The sequence below is a fragment of the Lysinibacillus sp. BS3 genome (genome assembly GCF_039614735.1).
In the GTDB taxonomy this organism is placed as follows: Bacteria; Bacillota; Bacilli; order Bacillales_A; family Planococcaceae; genus Lysinibacillus; species Lysinibacillus capsici.
The window spans coordinates 1,545,108-1,568,669 of the sequence record NZ_CP154860.1; the positions used below are offsets into that span (position 1 = coordinate 1,545,108).

The 23,562-nt window shown below is 37.5% G+C and carries 20 protein-coding genes; all 20 read right to left on the reverse strand.

The window, feature by feature from the left end; genetic code table 11:
* Window positions 1–34 precede the first annotated feature (34 nt).
* Entirely contained in the window at window positions 35–790 is a 756-nt protein-coding gene (locus AAJG31_RS08010; protein ID WP_233732463.1) for a CpsB/CapC family capsule biosynthesis tyrosine phosphatase, read from the reverse strand.
* 40 nt (window positions 791–830) lie between these two features.
* Complete coding sequence (locus AAJG31_RS08015; RefSeq protein ID WP_279494237.1) at window positions 831–1,532, reverse strand: CpsD/CapB family tyrosine-protein kinase; 702 nt, start codon at window positions 1,530–1,532, stop codon at window positions 831–833.
* Window positions 1,532–2,260 (reverse strand): Wzz/FepE/Etk N-terminal domain-containing protein, encoded by a 729-nt coding sequence (locus AAJG31_RS08020; RefSeq protein WP_115673176.1) that lies wholly within the window; start codon window positions 2,258–2,260, stop codon window positions 1,532–1,534. Before AAJG31_RS08020 ends, AAJG31_RS08015 begins: the two co-directional genes overlap by 1 nt.
* A 226-nt stretch (window positions 2,261–2,486) precedes the next feature.
* Window positions 2,487–4,046 (reverse strand): ribonuclease Y, encoded by a 1,560-nt coding sequence (rny, locus tag AAJG31_RS08025; RefSeq protein ID WP_004224930.1) that lies wholly within the window; start codon window positions 4,044–4,046, stop codon window positions 2,487–2,489.
* Window positions 4,047–4,561: 515 nt separating this feature from the next.
* Window positions 4,562–5,626 carry a recombinase RecA gene (gene recA / locus AAJG31_RS08030; protein WP_016992835.1) on the reverse strand — a complete coding sequence of 355 codons (1,065 nt, stop codon included), beginning with the start codon at window positions 5,624–5,626 and terminating at the stop codon, window positions 4,562–4,564.
* A gap of 161 nt (window positions 5,627–5,787) precedes the next feature.
* Entirely contained in the window at window positions 5,788–7,047 is a 1,260-nt protein-coding gene (locus AAJG31_RS08035; protein WP_279494233.1) for a competence/damage-inducible protein A, read from the reverse strand.
* A 16-nt stretch (window positions 7,048–7,063) separates the two neighbouring features.
* On the reverse strand, window positions 7,064–7,642 hold the full coding sequence (gene pgsA, locus AAJG31_RS08040) for a CDP-diacylglycerol--glycerol-3-phosphate 3-phosphatidyltransferase (protein WP_279494232.1): 579 nt from the start codon (window positions 7,640–7,642) through the stop codon (window positions 7,064–7,066).
* Between the two features lie 47 nt (window positions 7,643–7,689).
* Window positions 7,690–8,619: a helix-turn-helix domain-containing protein gene (locus tag AAJG31_RS08045; RefSeq protein WP_175400707.1), complete on the reverse strand. Its 930-nt coding sequence runs from the start codon at window positions 8,617–8,619 to the stop codon at window positions 7,690–7,692.
* Between the two features lie 16 nt (window positions 8,620–8,635).
* Complete coding sequence (locus tag AAJG31_RS08050) at window positions 8,636–9,421, reverse strand: DUF3388 domain-containing protein (RefSeq protein ID WP_026023397.1); 786 nt, start codon at window positions 9,419–9,421, stop codon at window positions 8,636–8,638.
* Window positions 9,422–9,637: 216 nt separating this feature from the next.
* The gene (locus AAJG31_RS08055; protein WP_004224939.1) at window positions 9,638–9,895 is read right to left on the reverse strand and encodes a DUF3243 domain-containing protein; all 258 of its coding nucleotides are present in this window, start codon (window positions 9,893–9,895) and stop codon (window positions 9,638–9,640) included.
* Window positions 9,896–9,940: 45 nt separating this feature from the next.
* Window positions 9,941–10,669 carry an SDR family oxidoreductase gene (locus tag AAJG31_RS08060; protein WP_274771975.1) on the reverse strand — a complete coding sequence of 243 codons (729 nt, stop codon included), beginning with the start codon at window positions 10,667–10,669 and terminating at the stop codon, window positions 9,941–9,943.
* Window positions 10,666–11,967 carry a pitrilysin family protein gene (locus AAJG31_RS08065; protein ID WP_259950896.1) on the reverse strand — a complete coding sequence of 434 codons (1,302 nt, stop codon included), beginning with the start codon at window positions 11,965–11,967 and terminating at the stop codon, window positions 10,666–10,668. Before AAJG31_RS08065 ends, AAJG31_RS08060 begins: the two co-directional genes overlap by 4 nt.
* The gene (locus AAJG31_RS08070; protein WP_054550536.1) at window positions 11,964–13,235 is read right to left on the reverse strand and encodes a pitrilysin family protein; all 1,272 of its coding nucleotides are present in this window, start codon (window positions 13,233–13,235) and stop codon (window positions 11,964–11,966) included. The genes AAJG31_RS08065 and AAJG31_RS08070 overlap by 4 nt, the downstream gene beginning before the upstream one ends.
* Window positions 13,236–13,404: 169 nt before the next feature.
* Window positions 13,405–14,364 carry an ABC transporter permease gene (locus tag AAJG31_RS08075; RefSeq protein ID WP_048391533.1) on the reverse strand — a complete coding sequence of 320 codons (960 nt, stop codon included), beginning with the start codon at window positions 14,362–14,364 and terminating at the stop codon, window positions 13,405–13,407.
* A 1-nt stretch (window position 14,365) separates the two neighbouring features.
* Window positions 14,366–15,412 (reverse strand): ABC transporter permease, encoded by a 1,047-nt coding sequence (locus AAJG31_RS08080; RefSeq protein ID WP_004224945.1) that lies wholly within the window; start codon window positions 15,410–15,412, stop codon window positions 14,366–14,368.
* Entirely contained in the window at window positions 15,412–16,959 is a 1,548-nt protein-coding gene (locus AAJG31_RS08085) for an ABC transporter ATP-binding protein (RefSeq protein WP_054550535.1), read from the reverse strand. The genes AAJG31_RS08080 and AAJG31_RS08085 overlap by 1 nt, the downstream gene beginning before the upstream one ends.
* A gap of 376 nt (window positions 16,960–17,335) precedes the next feature.
* Window positions 17,336–18,421 (reverse strand): BMP family protein, encoded by a 1,086-nt coding sequence (locus tag AAJG31_RS08090; protein WP_048391537.1) that lies wholly within the window; start codon window positions 18,419–18,421, stop codon window positions 17,336–17,338.
* Between the two features lie 53 nt (window positions 18,422–18,474).
* Complete coding sequence (locus tag AAJG31_RS08095) at window positions 18,475–19,203, reverse strand: GntR family transcriptional regulator (protein WP_036080379.1); 729 nt, start codon at window positions 19,201–19,203, stop codon at window positions 18,475–18,477.
* Window positions 19,204–19,402: 199 nt separating this feature from the next.
* Complete coding sequence (locus AAJG31_RS08100) at window positions 19,403–21,694, reverse strand: DNA translocase FtsK (protein WP_279494224.1); 2,292 nt, start codon at window positions 21,692–21,694, stop codon at window positions 19,403–19,405.
* A gap of 154 nt (window positions 21,695–21,848) precedes the next feature.
* A complete protein-coding gene (locus AAJG31_RS08105) occupies window positions 21,849–23,516 on the reverse strand; it encodes a ribonuclease J (protein ID WP_048391543.1) in 1,668 nt (555 codons plus the stop codon).
* Window positions 23,517–23,562: the final 46 nt, after the last annotated feature.

The window sequence follows — 23,562 nt, forward strand, 5'->3', positions numbered from 1 at the left end:
TTATGTCCTTACAACTTAAAGGTGCTTTCCCATTTTAAAAAAACTTCCACCATTTTTTTGTGAAAGTATCATCTGGTTCATATACAATTAATGGAAGATTATTAATGATTCGTTCGTTATTTTCAAGCAAAAATTCTACCATATCCAAATCTTTTTGTTTTTCTAAAAATCTAAGTCCCTTTTCAAATAAGAAAGGACGTGTATTTAAGTTATGCACATCTGAACCGTATGTATGGACAAGATTCGAGCGCACTAAATTTAGCGAAAGTTTTTGGACGGTTTTTCCGAACAATCCTGCTAAACTCCCTGATGTAATTTGTGCAACTGCCCCCTCGCGTATAATTTGTTCCAAATGACTTGGATTTTCTGAAATGACTCTATTTCGCTCTGGGTGTGCAATAATTGGTGTTATGCCTGCTGTTAATAACGAGTAAATGATATCCTTTGTATATTTGGGAATATGATTAGAGGGAAGTTCCAACAGCAAATAATTGGAATTTGCTAATGTATGTAATTGTTTTTTTTCATACAATTCTAGAATGTTACCTGCCAAGCGTACCTCTTGTCCCGTGTAAAGTTTTAAAGGCATATTACGTTGGTCAATTGCCATTTGTAACTGTACAATTTGCTCATTCACGACATCAAAGGGGACATTATACAATGGATGTAAAGCATGCGAAGTGGAAACAATCGTTGAAATGCCCTCCAAAACTGCCTGCTCAAATAAACAAAGTGTCTCTTCAATCGTTTTCGGACCATCATCGACATCAAATAATATATGACTGTGCATATCAATCACTGTACTTCACTTCCCTGTCTAGATACTTGAATTAACGATAATATTGCTCATAATATTGATGGAGTGGCATTTTATAGTTATTTAATACTACGCCTAAAATATTTGCTTTTGAGGCTTCAAGGCTTGACTTTGCTTTTAACACACTTTCATTTTCTGCAACTCCACTGTTCACAATTAATAATGTACCATCACATTTATTGGACAAAATTTGAGCATCTGTTACAGATAATAGGGGTGGCGCATCAAAAATAATGATGTCAAACTCTTTCTTTAGTTCCTCAATTACATTCCCCATTAAGGTAGAAGCTAGTAACTCTGCTGGATTGGGGGGAATAGGCCCACTTGTCAAGACATATAGATTAGCAATATCTGTATTATTGACGACTTCCGAAATTGTAAAATGTCTTGTTAGTAAATTTGATAGTCCTCTAGCATTTTGCAATAGAAACGTATAATGCATTGTTGGTTTTCGTAAATCTGCATCTACGATGACGACCCGTTTTCCTTCTTGTGCGAAAACAACACCTATATTGGCTGCATTGGTTGACTTTCCTTCACCTGGTGTTGCAGATGTCACTAATATTGTTTTAATCTCTCTATCTGGCATTGAAAAAGTAATATTTGTTCGGATTGTTCGAAATTGTTCAGAAATAAAAGAATGGTCATTTGCAATCGTCACAAGTTTTCGTCCCATTTTCACTAACTTCTTCTTTTTCTTTTTTTTCCAAAACATTATGATCCTCTCCTCGTTTTACGAGATTTTATCCTAGTGCTTTTATTGTGAGCATCACTAATTTGACTAATCAAGCCAATAATCGGTAGTCCTATTAGCTCTTCAATATCTTGCTCCGTCTTGATTGTAGTATCTAAGCTCTCTATTATGATTATGAGAGCAGCACTTAAAACAAAACCAATAAACGAGGCTGCTACTATATAAAGGGTTTTATTTGGCGCAATCGGTACAGGTTCCTTATCTAATTGTGCAACTGACAAAATATTAACATTATCAACCGTCATTAAAACTTGGATCTCCTCTTGAAACACATCTGCTATTGTATTGGCAATTTCGACAGCCAACCCTGCTTGCTTGTCTACAACATTAATATTGACAACTTGTGAGTTATTGGCACTAGATACAGTAATTTGATCCATTAAAACTTCAGGTGTGACATCCAAATCTAGCTTATTTATAACTTTAGATAAAATAGCAGAACTTGTTATGATAATGTTATACGTATTAATAAGTCGGAGATCTGTTTCAACCTGTTGTACACCTAAATGTGGTTGCTCTATATTTTTTTGATTAACTAAAATTTGCGTTTCTGCCTCATAGGTAGGTTTTAACACAAAGATGCTAATAAAGGCTGTAACCAACGCTGCAAAAAGTGTAAAACTTATGATAAAAAGAAAGTTTTCTCGGACTATTTTCAATATATCTTGTAATGTGATTGTTTCTTTCAATGCTCTTCACTCCTTGTCAAAACATAAACCAGTTGTAAAAATGGAGTATAACTAGGCTGGTTAATTTTTAAAAGGTATTCATGTTGAGGCTAGTTCACTATGCTTTATTCCATACTATATTGTTGGAATCATCCATTTATTCTTACTGGGTAGATCACATCGAATTTATTCACATACAAAAAGGCACCCCCTGACCTTGGTCAAGGGATGCCTATTATTTTAATATTTATTTCGCGTATTCCACAGCACGTGTTTCGCGAATAACTGTTACTTTAATATGACCTGGATAATCGAGTTCTTCCTCAATACGTTTGCGAATATCACGCGCAAGACGATGAGACGCTAAATCATCAATTTTTTCAGGTTGTACAATAATACGAATTTCACGTCCAGCTTGAATCGCATAAGATTTTTCTACGCCATCATAGCTTTCTGAAATTTCCTCTAACTTTTCAAGTCTGCGGATATAGTTTTCAAGTGTTTCACTACGTGCACCTGGACGAGCTGCTGATAATGCATCAGCTGCAGCGACTAATACCGCAATAACAGATGTTGCTTCAGTATCACCATGATGCGAAGCAATACTATTAATGACAACTGGGTGTTCCTTATACTTTGTTGCTAATTCCACACCGATTTCGACGTGGCTTCCTTCAACTTCATGATCAATTGCTTTTCCAATATCATGTAATAAGCCTGCACGACGAGCCAATGCTACATCTTCACCAAGTTCAGCAGCAAGTAATCCTGCTAAATGTGCGACTTCAATTGAATGTTTTAGAACATTTTGTCCATAGCTTGTACGATATTTCATGCGGCCTAAAATTTTCATTAAATCTGGATGTAAGTTATGAATACCAATTTCAAATGTAGTTTGCTCACCTGTTTCGCGGATTTGTTCATCCACTTCACGTCGAGCTTTTTCCACCATTTCCTCAATACGAGCTGGGTGAATACGACCATCCTGTACAAGTTTTTCAAGTGCAAGTCGAGCTGTTTCACGGCGAATTGGATCAAAGCCTGATAATATAACCGCTTCTGGCGTATCATCAATAATTAAATCAATTCCTGTTAACGTTTCCAATGTACGGATATTACGGCCTTCGCGACCAATAATACGTCCCTTCATTTCATCATTTGGCAAGTTCACAACAGATACAGTTGTTTCTGCTACGTGATCTGCAGCAAAGCGTTGTAGTGCTAATGATAAAATTTCACGTGCTTTTTTATCTGAGTCTTCTTTCGCACGTGTTTCAGCTTCTTTTGTCATCACAGCAATATCAGTTGATAACTCTTTTTCTACTTCATTGAGGATAATTGATTTAGCTTCATCCCTAGTTAAAGCAGAAATACGTTCTAACTCTGTTTTTTGTGATGCCATGAGCTCGTCCACTTTGCTCTCCATCTGTTCAATATGCTGTTGTCTTTCAGCTAGAGCTTGTTCTTTGCGCTCTAAGCCAGCTTCTCTCTTATTTAGAGCATCATCTTTGCGATCAAGATTCTCTTCTCTTTGCAATAAACGGTTCTCTTGTTTTTGAAGTTCTAAACGACGTTCACGAATGTCATTTTCAGCTTCAGTACGAAATTTGTGAGTTTCATCTTTGGCTTCAAGTAGTGCTTCTTTCTTCATTGCCTCCGCTTCTCGTTTTCCTTCTTCAACGATTGTTTCAGCGACATGTTTAGCACCAGTGATTTTTGAGTCATTCACTTTTTTCATGTAGATATAGCTAACAGCGGCACCAACGATGAGTCCAAGCAAAGCGGAGATGATAGTAATTCCATCCATATGAACACCTCCTCTTGCTATTTGGGTATTACAGTTTCAGTCGGCGCATACATCTATGTCGCCTTAGCTAAAATGCACCAGATTTTGTTAGAATTTATGCAAAACCCGTTTCATTGGCCAAAGGCATTATCTTCATCCAGTAGGCGTTTAGACATCCATTTTAAAGGATATTTCACTATAAAACATTTGCTAAATGAGGATAAAATGTACTGCCTATTTAAAGTCATAATTCAGAAATTATACATATTTAATTGTATAGCTAGCCTCAGGCTCTGTCAAGGATAGTCAGGCATCTGTTCGCCACCTTAGCCAAAAAAAGTAAGTCCTATCCATTCGGTGAATTTTTCCCCTACTACTATTTCACTAGAAAATTTTTCATGTTAAATACAATTAATAAAAAAACAGTACATAAGAAATAAACACATAGCCTCTCTCTTATTATGTGTAAAAATTTAAGAATATAGACAAAAAAATGCATTGCCCCCTCAATAAAGTGGGAACAATGCAATCATTAATTATTCTTCTTCCAGAAGTAACATTAATTCTTCATCCATCTCTTCTTCATCATCATGGGCAGCAATTGTATAAGAAGAAGCCGCAATACCATAAGAAGCTCGGATTTTATTTGCTATGTCTTCTAGGACAGCAGTATTTTCTTTTAAATACTGTTTAGCATTTTCTCGTCCTTGACCTAAGCGCTCATCGCCATATGCATACCAAGAACCACTTTTTTGTACAATGTCTAATTCTACGCCTAAATCGACTGTTTCGCCTTCTTTAGAAATTCCTTCTCCATACATAATATCTACTTCAGCTGTACGGAAAGGTGGTGCTACTTTATTTTTAACAATCTTAATTTTAGTACGGTTACCAACAATATCATTACCCTGTTTAATAGCTTCTGCACGACGCACTTCTAAACGGACAGAGCTGTAGAACTTAAGCGCACGTCCACCTGGTGTTGTTTCTGGATTACCGAACATGACACCAATTTTTTCACGAACTTGGTTAATGAAAATAGCAATCGTTTTTGATTTATTAATCGCGCCTGAAAGTTTACGTAAAGCTTGAGACATTAGACGTGCTTGTAAGCCGACATGAGAGTCACCCATATCCCCTTCAATTTCAGCTTTTGGCACTAAGGCAGCAACAGAGTCAATGACGATAATATCAATAGCACCACTACGCACTAATGCTTCTGCGATTTCAAGTGCTTGCTCACCTGTGTCGGGTTGTGATAACAATAGCTCATCAATATTGACACCTAATTTTTGTGCATAGATCGGGTCTAATGCATGCTCAGCGTCGATAAATGCTGCTTGTCCACCTGTTGCTTGTACTTCAGCAATGGCATGTAGAGCAACAGTTGTTTTACCAGATGATTCTGGACCGTATACTTCAATAATACGTCCACGTGGATATCCACCCACTCCTAATGCAGCATCAAGTGCAAGTGAACCACTTGAAGATGTCGCAATTTCTAAATCGGTTTTTTCACCGAGTTTCATGATGGAACCTTTACCAAAATTCTTTTCAATTTGTTTTAGAGCCTGTTCTAAGGCTGCTTTACGATCACTCATTCATTTTCCTCCTTCGAAAACTGTTCACTGTTTTTATCTATCTCTACTATACTTGTTTTTGAGAAAACACGCAAGAAAAAAGCGAACATTTATTCGATTTTTCTTCAAAATAAAAATTTGGATAGTTTTCCTCTACCCAAATTCCTATGTCCTACTCTATTTTAATATCGTTTTGTGTAGCCACGTTCTTCTAAAAGTTGCATTAAATAATGGCATGTAAATTTCACCGCACGGAGTCGATTCGTATTCCGCATGCCTGATAAATGAAGTAAATATGTAAGCGGCTCCTCGTCATTTATGGCAATACCAATCCAAACCGTACCTACTGGCTGATGATCATGTGCAGTGGGACCTGCTTCTCCTGTAAGACCAATCCCAATATTTGTAGCAAATTTCTCACGAACAGCACTTGCCATTGCCGCTGCACACTCAGCACTCACAACACCATGTGTATCAATTAATTCTTGTGAAATGTCTAGCTGTTTTACTTTCGCATCTGCTGCATAGGTAACAACGCCTCCTATAAGTGCATTGCCTACCCCTGGAATTTCCGCAAGTTCAGATTGAAATAAACCAGCAGTTAAACTTTCTGCAGCCGCAATTGTTAGCTCATTATCCAGTAGCATTTCTACCGTTTTTGAGGCAAGGGAATCATCATCTACACCATATTGATAATCACCAACAAGTGCTTGTATTTCTGCAACCTTTGCCTTAATAAGCTGGCCAGCTTGTTGCTCTGTTGCGGCTTTAGCTGTTACGCGTAACGTTACCTCACCATCAGAAGCAAGTGGAGCAACTGTTGGATTGGTTTGTGCATCTAAAATATTTTGAACTTGTACTTCAAGCTCGGCCTCACCAATTCCATAAAATCGCATAACATGTGATGCAATGATCCCTCCATCATTAAGCATCGCAGCAAGTTTAGGTTTAGCCTCAAATTGAAACATTGGTTCTAACTCTTTTGGAGGTCCTGGTAATAAAATATAAGTGCGATCATTTTTTGTGAAGATCATACCTGGAGCCATTCCATGGTGATTAGCTAATACTTCACTCCCAGCTAAAATTAATGCCTGTTTACGATTATTTTCCGTCATTGGACGTCCTCGTTTAGCAAAAAATTGCTCAATATACGTCAATGCTACTTCATCAAACTCAAGAGAAACACCAAGATGACGTGCAATCGTTTCCTTCGTTAAATCATCTTTTGTTGGACCAAGTCCTCCCGAAAAAATAATGAGATCTGCACGAGACTCTGCCACTTCGATAGCTTGTTCTAAACGCTTTGCATTATCGCCTACTACGGTATGATAAAAAACGTTGATGCCAAGCTCGGATAGCTGGCTTGAGATAAATCTCGCATTTGTATTCGTAATTTGACCTAATAATAGTTCTGAGCCAACTGCAAGAATTTCAGCATTCATGATCCCAAGACCTTTCTTATTTAGACTCAAGTAATACACGTCGATTTAGATAGAAATAATCCCATCCTGACCAAAGTGTAAAGAACAATGCAACATAGAGCATGATTGTATGAAATGGAATACCAACCAATGTAAAGATTGTATTGTGTAAAAGAGCAGCAGCAATCGCTACAATTTGTGCCCAAGTTTTAATTTTACCAAGCTGATTGGCAGCTACGACTTCTCCTCCACCTGCCAAAATCAAACGTAAACCCGTTACAGCAAATTCACGACTAATAATAATGATAATTACCCAAGCAGGTGCCATCTTAAGCTCGACCATTAAAATAAAGGCTGCTGAGACAAGTAACTTGTCAGCTAAGGGATCTAAAAATTTCCCAAATGTCGTTACAAGATTATACTTACGTGCGTAATAACCATCCACCCAATCGGTTGTTGAAGCAAAGATAAAAATAAGTGCGCCTATAAAATGATGAATTGGCATCTCTGCACCAAAAAGTGATAATGTTCCCCAGCCAAAATCAAACATCATAACAATGACAAAGAATGGAATAAGTAAGATTCGAGAGATGGTAATTTTATTTGGAATGTTCATTTTTCTAACACCTTTCATGATGAAAGAAAGTAGTCATCATGTGATGACTACTGTTCTTTATTGAAATTGATGACGATATTTTGCGTTACAATTTGTTGTGCATACGTTAGAAGTTCGTCATTAATATAGATTTTAGCTTGCGTTGAATTACCGAGACGAATACGAACATAGTTTTGTGTTGAGGCGTCAAATTCAACTACTTCCCCGGCATTATAGACACGCGTATCTGTTAAGATTTCTTGTTGCTGTTGATTGCGAATACCAACAAATGTAGGGCCTGATATTTCAATTTTCAGTTTCATTGTATCTGTCCCTGTTAACGTATAAGAAGTTGTCGCTCCATCTGCTTCAACAGTACCCGCGGAAATTGTTTGCTTCATCTCTTCAGTTTGATCAGTGTCATCTTCATCAGTTGGTGTTTCTTCTGTAGCTTTTGTATCTTCTTTATCATTTTTCTGTGCATCTTTATTTTCTTGTTCTTTTTTATCCTTCTCACTATCAATTGGCTTGACATTTGTGTCATATTCAATCTCAGGAGTTGGATTTACTTCTTCGCTTGTCCCTGGACTGTTTTTTGATTGCCATAGCACCCATATAGCCACAATAATGACTACAATAAATAAAGCAACAATGATTTTTGGCATAGCCTCCATCATTTTATTCGAAGGGCCTTTCGTTACTTTTCTTCTGCTGGGGCTATTCGTCATCGATTGACTTACTTGATCGTTTGGAGTGCTCGGTAGTTCATTTTTATATGTCTCTAAGATTTCTTCCGCATCCAACCCAACAGCTTCTGCATATTGTTTGATAAAAGCTCGTACATAAAACGAACCAGGCATAATGGAATAATTGCCCTCTTCAATTCCTACTAAATAACGTTTTTGGATTTTCGTTATTTCTTGTAAATCGTCTAAGCTGTAGCCTTTAGACAGTCTCGCCTCTTTCAGTCGAGTCCCTAATTCTGCCACTAATAACACCTACTTTAACATCAAATTAAAAATTAAATCCTCCAAAAGAATCCGATTCGGACATATGATTTTTTTCCATTATTTCATAAGTAATTTCTTCATCAGTGTGATGACGTAGTTCAATAATATAATCAAAATCCTCTATTTTATATTCTGAATGCTGAACAAACATATCTGGATGCTCTACAACTTTGATACAAGGCATATTCATCATTTCACGCACTAATTGCAAATGTTTCTCATCAGATGAACGTCGAGTCACAATACCATCTAAAATAAAAATATTGTTACGACTAAATTCATCTCCCACAAGCTTATTACGAACTGTTTGCTTAATCATTGTAGATGATAAAAAGATCCATTTTTTATTGGCACAGACACTGGCGGCTACTATGGATTCAGTTTTTCCAACACGTGGCATGCCACGAATACCAATCAGCTTATGTCCCTCTTTTTTAAAGAGTTCTGCCATAAAGTCGACTAAAATACCTAATTCATCTCTTACGAAATGGAATGTGTTTTTTTCATCTGCATCTCGAGGAATATAACGACCATGCCTAATGGCTAAACGGTCACGAAGTTTTGGTTGTCGAAATTTGGTTACGTTAATATGTTCCATTGTCGAAACAATTGTACGAAAACGCTCAATTGCCTCATCATTGTCTGTATGCACTAACATACCACGTCGATCCTCATCTACACCATTTATTGATATAATATTGACACGAAGCATCCCTAAAAGTGAAGCAATATCTCCTAATAATCCAGGGCGATTCACCTGAATTTCATATTCAAAGTACCAATCGCTCAACACACTCGTTCCCTTCCTATTAGTTAACGTAAAAAATCCTTTATAAGTTCCATCATAGCTGATTTTTTATGTAATGGAAAGTTAGAATACATGGAATTACAGTGTTATTTACTAATTTTTTTTGATGACTGTTAAATAGGCTTACATACGTTCCCGTTTTCACAGATAAAAAGTTTACTGTATAGCAAAAAGAGGAGATTGGCTCTCCTCTTTTATTTACTGCACATGCTTATTTTGTACAAGCTTAATGACACAATTCGCTAATGCATGTTTTTCATCTTCAGAGGCAACGCCCCATAAATCCGACAGCACTCGCTCTTGTTCGTTTTTAGGATCGACATTAGTCGCCAAATATTCCCCAATTTGGACAGCAGCCGTTTGAATCATTTTCTTCGGCATACCGCTTGATTCAGCTTGCATAACGTTTTGTCCTAAAAACGATGTCCATTTTTGCCAGTTTTCTAAAATGGTCATATTCTTCCTCCTCCTTTACACAAGTAGTATGTGCAAAAGAGATTATTATATGTACCAGCCTCCATTTAATCGTACGATTTGTCCTGTCACATAATCAGCTTTACCAGACAAATAAAAACGTACCATTTCAGCCACATCTTTTGTTTGTCCAATGGAGCCTAGTGGGATATCGTCCAAAATGTATTGAAGCTCTTCTTGATTTAGATGGCTGTTCATTGAGGTATTTATAAAGCCAGGAGCAATAGCATTCACTCTAATCCGAGATAATGCCGCTTCTTTTGCATAGGATTTAACAAAAGCATGTTGCGCACCCTTAACAGTTGCATAAAGTGCCTCCCCCGCTGAGCCAGCTTCTCCCCAGATGGAACCTATAAATAGTACATAGCTCACTTCATGCTTGCGAAGTTTTCCAGAAAGTAAAGCTGTTAGTCTCATAGGATTTTGAACATGAACACGCCATAAAGCATCCATATCCTCGACTGTCGTATCTTCGAGCAATGAATAGTGGGCTTGTCCATTGGCAAAAACAATAGCCTGCACATTGAAAATTTGCGCGGCTACTAATTCTGCTCCATTAACAATTGAAAAATCCCCCTGTACAAGCATAAATTCTTGTGCAGGGAAATTTTCGGAAAGCATTTCACATAATCTCTGTGCCGCATTTTGATTGTTTGAATAATGTACATAGATAGACCAGCCGTCCTCAGCTAAGCTTTGACAAATGGCATGACCGATATCACCTGATGCACCTAAAACAAGGGCAAATTTTTTCACTGTGCATCCTGCTTACTTGGCAGAATTTTAAAGACCGTTTGCTGTGTTTCACCTTGGATAGAAGCAAATGCTTTTTGTAAATCATCCACAGTTAATGTCTCAAGTACTGGTACTACATCAAATAAATTCATGTCATTAAAGGAATATCGTGTGAATTGGTTTGCGATAAACTCGATCGAATTTAGTGCACGTAGGAAGAACCCAATTTTTTTGCGTTTTATACGATCCAAACCAGCACGATCAAACTGGCTATTTCCTTCATATTTTGCTAATTCGTCCATAATCGTTTTTGCCAATTTATCAGGCTCTGCTGAATCTGATCCGATCATGGCAAACCCGAAACCATTTTCTAAGGTAAAATCAAAAGCATATGTCTCATCAATTAAACCTTCCTCGTAAACACGTTCATAAAAATCAGAGGTACGTCCAAAAATAAGCTCAAGTGCAATTTGAACCGACAACTCATGCTTTAACATGTCCTGACCTGATAAATTAGTGTCTTTCGCTTTTAAACCTACATAAATTTTTGGTTTTTGAACATCCATATTTAATGTACGTTCTTTAATAGCTACTTCTGTTGGTTCTATATCAAAGAAGCGTTGAATAGGCGTTGGTTCTGGGAACTCTTTTTTACCTTGATTCTCACGAATAAACGTCATCATTTCTTCTGGTTCAACAGCACCAATCACAAATAACAACATATTCGAAGGATGATAAAACGTATTGTAGCACGTATATAAGTGCTCGGCTGTAATGCCATCAATCGATTCAATTGTACCAGCGATATCAATCTTTACAGGATGATGATGATACATATTTTCGATTGTGCCAAAGTATAGACGCCAGTCTGGTTGATCATCATACATTGTAATTTCTTGCCCGATAATTCCTTTTTCTTTATTGACAGTAGCTTCTGTAAAGTATGGTTCTTGGACAAAATTCAATAAAGTTTCTGTACTTTTATAAATATTGTCAGTAGATGAAAATAAATAAGCTGTACGCGTAAACGATGTAAAGGCATTCGCAGAAGCACCATATTCGCTAAATTTTTGGAAAACGTCTCCATCCTCTTTTTCGAACATTTTATGCTCTAAAAAGTGTGCAATACCATCTGGTACAGTAATACTTTCTGTTTCACCAATTGGCACGAACGTACGATCGACAGAGCCGTACTTTGTTGTAAATGTAACAAATGTTTTAGAAAAGCCTTTTTTCGGCAATATATAAACATCTAAGCCATTGTCTAGTTTTTCATAATAAAGTATTTCATCTAATTGTTTAAATTCTATTGTTTTCATTGTGCGGCTTGCTCCTTTCCACATAAGAAATAGACCGCTTCAAGCTGCACTTGCTTTGCCATTGCAACAACATCTTCTTTTGTCACAGCTTTCCACTTATTTGCCCAGGCTTGAACTGAGAATTCCTCAGGTAAATCCTTATATTGATCAAAAATTTCAATTTGACCTCGTGCCGAATCTAAGGATTCTTTTAGCTGATTCGTCAGCATAGCCTTTGTTTGCTCCAGCTCTAAATCTGTAATGTCGCCAGCCTGCATGACGGCAAGTTGTTCTTTAATTAAAGATAGCGCTTTTTCTTCATTTTTAGCTTCAATCCCAGATACAACAAATACAAGTCCATAATGCGAAGCATAGGAACTAGAAGCATAATAAGCAAGACTCTCTTTTTCACGAACATTCATAAACAACTTAGCATGTGGATATCCACCAAAAATCCCATTAAAAATTTGCATCTTAGAGAAATCTGCATCACCAAATCTAACAGGTGTGCTAAAGCCAATATGAAGTTTACCTTGTTTCATTTCATGCTGTTCTCTTACATAATCATTGTCTGGATGTTGTTGGGGGAGTACTGCTGGAACTTCCTCAGGAGTACGATCCTTAAATGGTAGCGCTTTTTTTAATTTCGCAACAATTTCCTCTTCATTAATGTCTCCAGCTACATAAATATCGATTTTGTCGTTAGCTAGCATCGATTGATAAGCCTCAAATAATGAGGCAGGGGTAATCTTTTGAATTTCTTCGACACTACCATTCGCTGAAATTGATGCTGGCTCATTTGGTCTCAGGATTTGTTGTAGACGGAATTGAGCAAAGCGAGATTTATCATCAAAAATAGATTCAATACGTTGAATAACTGTCTTTTTCTCACGCTCAACAACGGATTCCTTAAAGACACCATTTTCTAGATTAGGCTCAAAAATAGCTGTATGCAATAAACCAAGGACTTCGTTTAAGACACTTGTATTTGCTAGATAATGATCATTAACAGTCTCTACATTCATAAGAACCGTATGCTCATTTCCGCGCTTCGATGTATCAAAATACAAAACTGTACCATACAAGTCATCTAAAAAGCTTCGAAAAGCAGCAGTTGTCTTATATTTAGCATTACTGTGCTGCAGTACATTTGTTAATACTGTACGCTCTGATGCACTTTTAGCCGTTAATGCTCTTCTCCATTTAATTGAAAAATTTACGGTTTTAAATTGGGTCGTTTGTCGGATATGCAAATTGACACCTTTTGCAAAAGGTATTGTTTTAAACATATGAAACCCTCCTATCCTTCTTAATATAACGATGTACTACACATACTATACATGTCTATTGTCTATAATTGCAAAAGGAATCCAAAGTATGTATGGGAAAAATTAAAAATTACGCCAATTATAATAAAAAAAGGACCGAGCATAGTGCCCAGTCCTTAAAATGCTTTTCTTAGCGTTTACCTTTAATATAAGGTTGTCCACTCGCTTTTGGAGCGTTTGCTTTACCAATAAATCCTGCTAAAGCAAGAATTGTTAACACATACGGTAAAATTTGTAGATATACTGCTGGAACATTCTCGATTAGCGGAATTTGATTCCCTGCAATACTTAATGTTTGTGCTAAACCGAAGAATAAGGCTGCACCTAGTGCTCCAATTGGATGCCACTTCCCGAAAATCATTGCGGCAATAGCCATGAAACCTTGACCAGCAATTGTTGCATGTGAGAAGTCGTGTGTAATTGTTTGTGCATACACTGCACCACCAAGACCACCTAATGCCCCTGAAATCATCACGGCAATATAGCGCATTTTATTTACATTTATACCCATTGTATCTGCTGCCATTGGATGTTCACCCACGGCACGCAAACGCAAGCCGAATGGCGTTTTATAAATGATAAACCATGCCCCGAATGCTACAGCGAACGCTAAAATAGATGTGCTGTAAACATCATGGAACAGTAAACGACCGAAGAACGGAATATCCTCTAAGTAAGGGACACCGAAACGACGAATCGGTTGGTCAATCATATCTGTTTGACCTTTATCATAAATCATTTTTACTAAGAATACGGTTGCAGCTAAACCTAGTAAGTTAATAGCTACCCCTGATACCGTTTGATCGGCACGGAAAGAAATAGAAGCTACAGCATGGAAAAGTGAGAACACAGCACCAATCACAACAGCTGCTAGCATTGCCACCCAAACTGTTGCTGCCCCTAATGATGAAGCGAATTCTAAATTGACAAAAATACCAACAAACGCACCGACAATCATTAAGCCTTCTAGCCCGATGTTGACAACACCAGAGCGTTCAGAGAATACCCCACCGATGGCCGTAAAAATCAAAGGTGTTGCATAAAGAATCGCTGAAGGGATGATGAAATATAACATTTCTAAAAAGCTCATGTTATTGTCCCTCCTTTTTCTTGCTCAGCTTTTGTAAGCCTACTCGAATAATATAGCCTGATGCAACGAAGAAGATAATCAATGCAATAATAATGGATACGATTTCTTCTGGAATACCCGCAGCATTTGGCATATTTAATGCACCATATTTTAAAGAACCAAAAAGGGATGCCCCAAACACTACTCCAAGTGGTGTATTGGCTCCAAGAAGCGCAACGGCGATACCGTCAAACCCAATTCCCGTAAAGCCAGGTTTAATGGATGCGTTTTGGAATGTCCCTAAAGCTTCCATCGCACCACCAAGACCTGCAAACATACCAGAAATTGTCATAGCTAAAATGATATTTTTATTGACACTCATACCTGCATAGTCAGCAGCATTTTTGTTAAAACCTACTGCTTTTAGCTCGTAGCCACGTGTTGTTTTTTCTAAAATGAACCACATCACAACTACCATTAAAAGTGCAACAATGATCCCATAGTGAAGACTTGAATTGTCTGTAAGCTCTCTTAAAAACGGAGAACGTAAAGAAGCTGACTCATGGATACGTTCTGTTTTAAAGCTGCCATCGGACAATTTTTTAATCACTGCATTTGCAATATAAAGTGCAGTGTAGTTCAGCATAATTGTCGCAATAACTTCGTGAACTTTAAATTTCGCTTTTAAGAAACCTGCAATAAAGGCCCAAAATGCTCCTGCAGCTGCTGCTGCAAGCAATGCTAATGGTAAGTGAATGATTTTAGGAAGTTCAAACGCATAACCTACCCAAGCAGCGGCTAGCCAACCTAAAATTAGCTGACCTTCAACACCGATATTGAAGAGCCCTGTACGGAATGCAAATGCTACCGCAAGACCTGCTAAAATATATGGTGTAATTTGACGAATTGTGTTCCCGATTGAATATGAATCTCCAAAAATACCTGTCCAAAGAGCGATATAACCTTGCACTGGGTCATAGCCACTGACTACCATAACGATAGCCCCTACAATTAAACCGATAATGATAGAGATGATAGGAACGAGGATATTAATGACACGATTTGACATTAGTCGTTCCCCTCCTTCGCATCACGCTTTATATTTTTTTTACTTTGTCCTGCCATTAGTAAGCCTAGCTCTTGTTCAGTCGTTTCTTTCGGATTTAACTCATCAACAATTTGTCCATCATAGATAACAGCAATTCGATCCGAAACATTCATCACCTCATCTAATTCAAATGAGATTAACAAAACGGCTTTCCCTTTATCACGTTGCTCAATTAGACGAGAATGAATGAATTCAATAGCTCCTACGTCAAGTCCACGCGTTGGTAGAGCAGCAATTAGTAGATCGGGGTTACGGTCAATTTCACGACCAATAATTGCTTTTTGTTGGTTACCACCAGATAATGCACGAGCTGGTGTCATCTCTCCATTACCAGTACGCACATCATACTCTTTAATGATTTGGCGAGCTTTCTCTGACACCTTTTTATAGTCCATCACAAAGCCCTTCGCTATTGGAGATTGGTAATATGTTTGCAATGCAATATTATGACCAATTGGGAAATCTAAAACTAATCCATGCTTATGACGGTCTTGTGGAATATGTCCTACGCCTTCCTCTGTAATTTTACGAGGCTTCATGTTAGTAATATCTTTACCATTCAGCTTGACTTTACCACTTTTAATTTTGCGTAGACCTGTAATGGCTTCTATTAACTCGGATTGACCATTACCATCAATACCAGCAATACCTACGATTTCACCTTTACGAACATTTAAATTAAGACCTTTCACTTTATCAATATTTCGATAGTCTGTAACAACCAAGTTCTCAATCGCAAGCACTTCGTCAGTCGGTGTCGCATCCGTTTTTTCCGTTTTGAATTCAACCTGACGGCCAACCATCATTTCAGCAAGCTGATCAGGATTTGTGGCAGCGGTTACAACTGTGCCAATCCCTTCTCCCTTACGGATAATCGTCACACGGTCTGAAACTTCCATAATTTCTTTTAGCTTATGCGTAATTAAAATAATGGATTTACCCTCTGCGATAAGACGGCGCATTATTTGAATTAATTCGGTAATTTCTTGCGGTGTTAATGATGCAGTTGGTTCATCAAAAATTAAAATTTCGGCACCACGATACAATGTTTTTAATATTTCTACACGCTGTTGCATACCAACCGTGATATCCTCGATTTTGGCGTTCGGATCAACATCTAATCCATACTTTTCAGAAAGTGCTTGTACTTTCTTAGCCGCATCTTTTATATTCACAATTCCCATTTTAGTAGGCTCAGTGCCTAAAATGATATTTTCTGTTACCGTAAAGTTTTCTACCAACATAAAATGTTGATGCACCATGCCAATCCCTAAATCATTGGCAATATTCGGGTTTGTAATTTTTACAGCCTTCCCACGTACACGAATTTCGCCACCCTCTGGTTGATACAAACCAAAAAGGACGTTCATCAAAGTCGATTTACCTGCACCATTTTCACCTAGCAATGCATGAATCTCGCCTTGTTTCAGTTGGAGGGTGATATTATTATTCGCCACGAAATTACCGAATTCTTTACGGATTCCTAGCATTTCAATCACATAATCCAAATTTGTCACTCCCTTAATAGGCACTATTATTAAGTATTTTCATCTTAGCGTATAGTATCTGCTGCTACATGATGGATGGTACAGATAAGCCATACGTCCAGTAATAAATTTTCTACTAGAGGCTATATTTTATTACCGATTTAATATCCCACCTATAGAGGTAGATGTTTTGCTAAATTAATACAGGAAAGGTCATCGTTAGAAACCTTTCTTCTATTAACTTGTTACCATCATTATTCAAATCATAATTACTACCTCTATAAGGTTTCTATAAATCTAGTTAAATAGAGTATTGCGAATAATCTAAATATAACGATAGATTGAAAAATCATCATAAGGTCCTTCTAAGAGTCCCTTATGATGATCAAAAGATGAATTATTTTTCCACTTTTTCTGGAACTTTGATTTCACCCTTAGCAATTTTTTCTTTATATTCGTCGATTACTTTTTGTACATCTTCTGGAATCGCACCGCGAGAATCCGCAAGTTTAACGCCGTCTTCAGCTAAACCGTAAACAAGTGTTTCTCCACCTGGGAAATCACCATTTTTCGCTCTATTTGAAATATCTACTACTGCTGTATTAACACCTTTTAACATAGAAGTTAATGTAACGTTTGTTTTATCGTCTACTTTACCTTCTTCGTATTGGTCAGCATCTACACCGATAACCCATACATCAGCATTTGGATCTTTCGCTTTACGCTCTTTTGCTTCAGAGAATACACCGTTACCAGTTGCACCAGCAGCGTGGAAGATTACATCTACACCTGAAGAATACATGCTGTTCGCTGTAATTTTACCAAGATCTGCTTTATCAAACGCACCAGTATATTTTACTTGAATATCGATATCTGGGTTTACTGCTTTAGCCCCTTCAACGAAACCAGCGTGGAAGCGGTTAATAACTGGAATATCAACGCCACCTACGAAGCCGATTTTACCTGTTTTAGATGTTTTCGCTGCAGCAACACCTGCTAAGAAAGCACCTTCTTGCTCTTTGAACAGTACGTTTACTACGTTGTCTGCTTCTACTTCAGCATCGATTAATGCAAAGTGGTTATCTGGATTTTCAGAAGCAACTGCATCAATTGCATCAGCCATCATGAATCCGATACCAAATACTAAGTTAAAGTCACGACGAACTAAGTTGTTTAAGTTTGTTTCATAGTCAGCATCTGAAGCTGATTGTAGGTAGTCAAAACCACCATCACCTTTTGATAAATCATGCTCTTTACCGTAAGCTTGTACACCTTCCCATGCAGATTGGTTGAATGATTTGTCATCAACGCCACCTACGTCAGTAACCATCGCTACTGAGAAAGCTTCTTCTGTGCTTTCGCCACCTGAAGCATTGTCATTTTCTTTCGCTGGCTTTTCGTCGTCTTTCGTACCACAAGCACCTAAAATAGCACTTGCCGCTAATACTGATGTTAATACTAAACCAAATTTACGTTTTTTCATTTAATTAACCCCCCAAAGGTATTGTAATTAGCAGGAAAAAATTTAGAAATGTTCTACACCCGTTTACGAACTACATGGAAGCTGAATTTATCAGCTCGGAAATAATTTTTTGAATAGAGCACTACTTGATCATGATCATCATAATGCAATTGCTTTAACACTAAAAGAGCTGTCTCACGTCCACAATTTAAAATCGGTGAGGCTTGTTCATGATACCCAACTGGATCAATATAGGTTACAGCATAAGCTACATGAATTTTGCCAGATTGCTCAAGTGCAGAGAACAGTGAAACTTCTTTTTTTTCGACAAAGTCAGTAGGCAGGAAGCTTGCAGGTAGCCTGTCTATGCAGTATACTACTGGCTCTCCATCCGCTGTTCTGACACGTTCAATCGTGAGTATTTTATCGTCGCCATCACTTTGGAAGCGTTTTAAATCTTCCTCAGAAGGCACATGCTCAGTCGCTTTTAAAAATCGCGAACCTGGCTCCATACCTGCTGCCTCGATCATAGAAGAAATACTAGATAAATGCTCGATGCCTGATGTAAACAACGGCTTCGGGTTGACAAAAGTCCCAACCCCATGTCGGCGCACAATCACATTTTCCTCTTCCAACAGTCGAAGTGCTTCTCTAAGTGTTGCTCGACTGACTCCTAGTGATTTCGATAATTCAAATTCTGAAGGCAGCTTTTCATTTTCTTTAAAAATGCCAGCCTCGATGTCAGATTTTAAACGATCGATTACTTGAAGATAGAGATGACGATGATCTGCTTTAATAGTCACATATATCACCACCAAAATCAGAGATCAGACATCTGATGTACAACATTCCTACTAATCGTTCATAAATATAACATTTTTGCAGAATGAAATAAACAGTTTTGAGTAAAATCTGTTATAGAATTCATTCTTTCTTTATTTTATCTGCAAATTTTTGGACAAAAATACAAATGCTCTCACCATTTTCATCTTCATTTTTTGCTTAGTTATCGTATTGGTGAACAAGTACTTGACGAGGTTTACTACCCTCTGGAGGCCCAACAATACCGCGTTGCTCCATCTGATCAACAATACGTGCAGCTCTTGAATAACCGATACGGAAGCGACGTTGAAGCATAGAGACAGATGCTGTTTGCATATTGACAACTAATTGGACTGCTTCATCATACAAATCATCTGTTTCCTCTAAAATGGTCTCTTCTTCAGTAGGAATCATCTCCTCCTGATACTGAGCTTTTTGCTGTTCTATAACAAAATGAACGACTGCCTCCACTTCTTGATCTGATAAAAAGGCACCCTGCACCCTTTTTGGTTTAGAAGCTCCAGCAGGTAAAAATAACATATCGCCTCGTCCTAATAATCGTTCAGCTCCACCCATGTCTAAAATTGTTCTTGAGTCAATCGCGGAAGAAACTGCAAAAGCAATTCTTGATGGAATATTTGCTTTAATGACACCTGTTAAAACATCTACACTTGGTCGTTGTGTGGCAATAATCAAATGAATGCCAGCTGCCCTTGCCATTTGCGCTAAACGTGTAATCGAATCCTCTACATCACTTGATGCGACCATCATCAAATCCGCTAACTCATCTACAATAACCACAATATAAGGTAGCTTTGGATGCTTTTCCTCTGTTTGATCATTAACCTTTTGGACATGTGCATTATAGCCCTCAATATTTCTTGTACCTGTATGAGAAAACAAATCATAGCGACGTTCCATTTCAGATACCACTTTTTTCAGTGCCTGCGAAGCTTTACGTGCATCCGTTACGACAGGCGCTAATAAATGTGGAATCCCATTATAAACGTTTAATTCAACCATTTTTGGGTCTATCATCATGAGCTTCACTTCATGCGGTTTTGTACGCATTAGTATGGATACAACAATGCCATTTATGCAAACACTTTTCCCACTACCTGTAGAACCAGCTACAAGTAAATGTGGCATTTTATTGAGCTCTGCTAATACAGCTTGTCCTGTAATATCTCGACCAAATGCTACTTGTAATAATGCTTCAGGCTTAGCACCATCTTTCGATTCTAATACCTCACGAAGTGTTACAATGGCTACCTCACTATTAGGTACTTCTATACCAATCGCAGATTTCCCAGGAATTGGCGCTTCCATACGAATATCTTTAGCTGCCAATGCTAATGCAAGATCATCTTGTAAATTGACAATTTTGCTTACTTTCACACCGATATCTGGTAAAATCTCGTATTTCGTAACAGCAGGACCTAAATGCACCTGTGTCACCTTTGCCTTTACGCCAAAACTTTGTAATGTCTGCTCAAGCTTTTTGGCATTTGCCTGAATCACTGAATATTCACCACTTTGATCATGTTGTGGAGGTAATTGTAATAAATTATATGATGGGAGCTGATAATCTGCATTTTCTACTGCATCTGTGCCCTGAATCTGGACATCATCCGATGCTTCTTCAAGTTCATTTTCCACCATGTGAGTTGTATCAATCACTTCTCTTTCTTGTGAAACATTCTGTGTAAAAGCAGAAATAATCGGTTCATGTGGTATTTCTTCTTCTTGTTCAGGCATATCTATAGACTGATTAACAGCTGCTACTTCATCCCCACTCTCTACTCTTGAACGACGATTATTTGGTTTTTTCGGTGTATTTTTTTTCTTATCACGATGCTTTTTTTTCCATTTACCAAATATATCTGGCGTTTTTTCTGCTAAATAAGGCACTAATGCTTTACCAGTGACAAGAATTAAACCAATAAAGAAAATAACCCAAGCAACAACTTTTGCCCCCGAGGCTTCAAACAGCACATGAAGCCCACTAAATAGTAGGGCACCAATCATGCCACCCCCTAAAGCATTACTACGATGAATGATACCATCTGTATTAATCAAAATTCGCCATGATTCACGTAGCACAGAATCAGATAGTAGACCACCTGATTTGGATAGTTGTTCAAATAATATGCCATGACTAAAAATCGTAAAGCTCATAACAATGAGGAACATGCCAAGTATTAATCGATCCTTTATCCCAACTTTTTTACGACCAATCATCATTAACAATGCAACAAATATAAGCATAAATGGAACAGCAAAATGTAAATTACCAAAAAGGAACATGGCGATTGTTTGTAGAATCCGCCCGATCATGCCATATTCAAAAATCATAATGACTGCTAATGCAATTAAGAGCAACCCTAATATTTCGTACATAAGCGGATGCATTTCTTTTTTTTCTGTTGTCGCTTTACTTTTAGTAACTTTTTTTCTCTTACTAACTGCCATCAAATTCACCTTCTTCTGCAATCCATTCTATATATGTAGCGAATCATCACATGTAGAACTTGAATATTTCAAAAAAAGGATTTTCCACCGCAATTGGGAGAAAATCCTTTATCATTTATTTTTTCCTCAAAGCATATACGATGAGCTTGTTCAATTAATATTCCATAATAATAGGAATAATCATTGGACGACGTTTTGTTTTTTGGAATAAATACGTATTCAGTGTATCTCTAATTTCTTGTTTTATATTCGTCCATTCAAAGGTTTCTTTCCCAACGTACTTTTCAATCACATTTCTTGCAATGTCAGAAGCCTCAATCATTAATTCCTCTGATTCTCGTACATAGACAAAGCCTCGTGATAAAATTTCTGGCCCAGAGGCAATTTTCTTTTGTGCTCGATTTAATGTTACCACCACAATGAAAATACCATCCTGCGATAATAATTTACGGTCACGAAGGACAATATTACCTACATCTCCTACACCAATACCGTCAATTAAGACATTACCAGCTTGTACACGACCACTCATGCGCATTTTATTATTTTTATATTCTACGATATCCCCTTTATCAGCGATAAAAATTTGGGATTTTTGCATACCTAGCTGTTGTGCTAATTTAGAATGCGCAATTAGCATACGGTATTCTCCTTGTACAGGAATAAAGTACTTTGGTTGCATCAAGTTTAGCATCAGCTTTAAATCTTCTTGGCTACCATGTCCTGAAACATGGACATTTTTGCTAGAAGTCAAAATTTCAGCGCCTGCTTTTGACATAGAGTTCATTGTATTCGCCATTTGAACTTCCATGCCAGGAGAAGGTGTAAAGGTGATTAGTACCGTGTCACCTTGTTTAATTTTAATGTCACGATGGTGCTTACGGACAATTTTTTCTAAAGCATCGAGAGGTTCTCCTCTGTTGCCTGTTGCAATAATGATAATTTCATCATCTTGATATTTTTGCATTTCCGAGATCGGAATAATTGTATCTTCTTCGACTGTTAAATAACCAAGCTGTACGCCTAAATCAACTGCCTTTTCCAAAGGTTTGCCCACAATTACAACCTTACGGAATGATTTCTGTGCTTGAGCAAATACTTGTTGAATTCGAATAAAATTCGATGCGTAAACAGCTACTAAAATACGACCTGGTGCTGAGTGGAATGTTTTTGATAATTGTTCTTCAATGACAATCTCTGATGTCGTATATCCTGGTCGCTCAGCTTCGCAAGACTCAGATAGTAAAATGAAAACGCCGTCTTCTCCTAGCTGTGCCATTTTTGCTAAATCAGGTTTAAATTTACCTGTCGCTGACTGATCGAATTTAAACTCTCCTGTATGAACAATCGCGCCTTCAGATGTATGGAACACTACCCCTAACGAATCGGGAATACTATGTGTTGTGTGGAAGAATGTTACATACGTTGAGTTAAAATTCATACGACTACGGTTTGTTACTTCAAAAAACTTCACTTGATGTGGTGCAGGTAATTCTTTTAAATGTTCCTTTGCTAATGCAATAGTTAATTTCGATCCGTACACAGGTGCCTTTATTTTTTGTAATACATAGGCAATAGAGCCAATTGCATCTTCATGACCATGTGTTAAGAAAATACCTTTCACACGTTCTTTATTTTCTTCTAAGTAAGTAATGTCAGGAATCACGATATCTATACCTAGCATTTCATCTTCTGGGAACATTAAGCCGCTATCCACCACAAATAGCTCTTCATCAATTTCTACTACGTACATGGCTTTCCCAATTTCGCCTACACCACCAAGAGGGATGATGCGGATTAATTCATTTTTCTTTTTTGTCAATTTATTTCCTCCTAAAAAATATCCCGAACAGCAACCACTTAACATT

Bases quoted from the DNA above. Each gene is read 5' to 3' on its own strand.
- recA (WP_016992835.1), bottom strand. From the start codon at position 5,626: ATGAGTGATCGTAAAGCAGCCTTAGAACAGGCTCTAAAACAAATTGAA.
- AAJG31_RS08090 (WP_048391537.1), bottom strand. From the start codon at position 18,421: ATGAAAAAACGTAAATTTGGTTTAGTATTAACATCAGTATTAGCGGCA.
- AAJG31_RS08080 (WP_004224945.1), bottom strand. From the start codon at position 15,412: ATGTCAAATCGTGTCATTAATATCCTCGTTCCTATCATCTCTATCATT.
- AAJG31_RS08075 (WP_048391533.1), bottom strand. From the start codon at position 14,364: ATGAGCTTTTTAGAAATGTTATATTTCATCATCCCTTCAGCGATTCTT.
- AAJG31_RS08100 (WP_279494224.1), bottom strand. From the start codon at position 21,694: ATGGCAGTTAGTAAGAGAAAAAAAGTTACTAAAAGTAAAGCGACAACA.
- AAJG31_RS08015 (WP_279494237.1), bottom strand. From the start codon at position 1,532: ATGTTTTGGAAAAAAAAGAAAAAGAAGAAGTTAGTGAAAATGGGACGA.
- AAJG31_RS08065 (WP_259950896.1), bottom strand. From the start codon at position 11,967: ATGAAAACAATAGAATTTAAACAATTAGATGAAATACTTTATTATGAA.
- pgsA (WP_279494232.1), bottom strand. From the start codon at position 7,642: ATGAACATTCCAAATAAAATTACCATCTCTCGAATCTTACTTATTCCA.
- AAJG31_RS08070 (WP_054550536.1), bottom strand. From the start codon at position 13,235: ATGTTTAAAACAATACCTTTTGCAAAAGGTGTCAATTTGCATATCCGA.
- AAJG31_RS08010 (WP_233732463.1), bottom strand. From the start codon at position 790: ATGCACAGTCATATATTATTTGATGTCGATGATGGTCCGAAAACGATT.
- AAJG31_RS08055 (WP_004224939.1), bottom strand. From the start codon at position 9,895: ATGACCATTTTAGAAAACTGGCAAAAATGGACATCGTTTTTAGGACAA.
- AAJG31_RS08035 (WP_279494233.1), bottom strand. From the start codon at position 7,047: ATGAATGCTGAAATTCTTGCAGTTGGCTCAGAACTATTATTAGGTCAA.
- rny (WP_004224930.1), bottom strand. From the start codon at position 4,046: ATGGATGGAATTACTATCATCTCCGCTTTGCTTGGACTCATCGTTGGT.